Source organism: Bartonella sp. AC535YNZD (genome assembly GCF_042196625.1).
In the GTDB taxonomy this organism is placed as follows: domain Bacteria; phylum Pseudomonadota; class Alphaproteobacteria; order Rhizobiales; family Rhizobiaceae; genus Bartonella.
This window is the reverse complement of the sequence record NZ_JBHIQP010000043.1, coordinates 1-2,004: the sequence shown is the minus strand read 5'-3', so window position 1 is coordinate 2,004 and position 2,004 is coordinate 1. Positions and strand designations below refer to the sequence as shown.

Genomic DNA, 2,004 nt, shown 5'->3' with positions numbered 1-2,004 from the left:
TTTGGAAAGAGGCGCTCATGGAGCCCCCACCACCCGTTTGTCCAGCACCAAACCCAACAGAAACAGAGTTTTGCTTGATTGAGAAAACAATCCCGCCATTCCAAGAGAAGGCAAGGATAGCGGATTGTTGGTCATCACAAACAGCAACACTTAAGGTTTGCATTCAGATGCGTTTTTATACCTTTTACAAAAAGGGCTGTTTAAGCGCTTTTCGACACTTCTCTTCGGAATGACAGCACCAGGCTGACAAATGGGAAGGTTTTCGGATTTATAGTTTTGACACCAAGTTCCTCCCCATTTATCTTTATAGTGAAATCCTGCTTGAATCATACAAGCATAAGTTGTTGCTTTTGCATTGTTGCTTCTCTCTCTATTTTCTGAATCAGGATCGATAAGACTCGGCATTCCACATTCTAATAAGGCTTTTCCTACCTCAGTAGAATCTGCTCCTGTCTTCTCCCACATATTCACGTACCCTGGAGCAGGTTTGTCAATGTTTTCAATGTCACATCCAGCTATACTTAATAAAACTATCCCACTCAATAATTTAAACAGTGTATTCATTTTTTTCTCCATAAATAACCTAAACCTAAATTATCCAAAATTGCATGAGGTGCATAAATTTTTGTATTATCATTATGATGTGTTCCATAATCACGTTCACACGCATCACCCGCATTACCATAACACCTATGGGTACTAGATTTAAAGCCGCGTAACGCTCGCATTTGCTCTATCATTGGAGTTGCTGGTGGAAATATTGCATAAGGGAACCTCAAGGGTGCCTTATAAAAAGTAGGTAGATTGTGACCAATTCCTGTACCAATGGGATCGAATATATGGTTTTGTAAGTAAATATGATCTTTTTTACCATCACTCACATAATAGAGTGCATTCGCTATTGATTGAGAGTTATCAGCTGGTCCAAAAAGATAGATATCTGTTTTTTCTGCTATACCGTGAATGCCACGCTGTTCAAAGTCACGCATTCCATTGCCCACTGTCAAACTACCACGGCTATGCCCACCAACAATAGCATTGTCATTGCCATAACGATAGATAAAATCTTGAAACTTTTTGGTTGAATTGGTCAACCCCCAAGAGCCCCCTTCAAAAAACTTTTGATAAAATGCTACCCCTAATTCTACCAGCACATCGTCAGCTTGGGGAAAGTATGTAAAATAAAGGGGTTCATGTTCATTATCAGCTAAGTGGACAGCATTACCGGCTGCTTCATCTGGTGTGTTAAAAATACCATTATAGAACATACGCCTGTTGCCATCAGAGCCAGCTTGTAAATACTGCTCATCTTCAGCATTTAAAAAGTGATACAGAGTGATATATTCTCCATCGCTGTCTTTTATAGGTTCTCCATTTTCATCGGTTAAATAGAGGACATTGCCATTTTCATCATGCGCAACCTCACCTACTGGGTGCTCTTTGACATTTGTGATTTTATAAATTTTATCAAGGTATCCCAATCCTTCATCCGATAAATCATTGATCATACCTACGCGATTATGCACGGCTCCCTCAAGCGGTGCGACATCTAGCTGTCCTACTGCTTGGTGGGCTGCTGCGGTGTTGCGGTTGAGAGAGCCAATGATTTGTCCAGCATCTTGCCCCATCGCCCTCTGTCCAGTTGTATCAGTAAGGATGATAGTCCCATCGCTGATAGCAGATTTGGTTTCCCCTTCTGCTGCATCCTTGGCTTTGCCGTGATTTAAAACATTCTTGGCAATGTTCTTTATCGTGTCATTCCCAGAAATGCTAAACCCATGGCTGCTGGCTTTAGCATGCGCATCCCCCGTAATGGAACCCTCACCTGCCTTATTGTAGATTATCTTAACCACCAAATTTAAAAGGCTCTCTGCGTGGATAAAGAAGTAGACGGCTTTGATCCCCTACTTCATTCATGATTTTATCTAACGACCTTTTTAACGATGGGGAGGACGCTTTGGTGATCGCTTTTGTAAAGCTTTTTGCTTTTGCTGACGTTTTCTT

2 protein-coding genes are annotated in these 2,004 nt (G+C 41.3%); both read right to left on the bottom strand.

Translation table 11 applies throughout. The features are described from left to right. Positions 1 to 150: 150 nt before the first annotated feature. Positions 151 to 564, bottom strand: coding sequence for a hypothetical protein (locus ACFIM8_RS08975; protein WP_375614820.1), 414 nt, complete (start codon positions 562 to 564; stop codon positions 151 to 153). Continuing rightward, positions 561 to 1,853, bottom strand: a complete 1,293-nt coding sequence (locus tag ACFIM8_RS08970) for a filamentous hemagglutinin (RefSeq protein ID WP_375614819.1) — start codon at positions 1,851 to 1,853, stop codon at positions 561 to 563. The genes ACFIM8_RS08975 and ACFIM8_RS08970 overlap by 4 nt, the downstream gene beginning before the upstream one ends. Positions 1,854 to 2,004 lie beyond the last annotated feature (151 nt).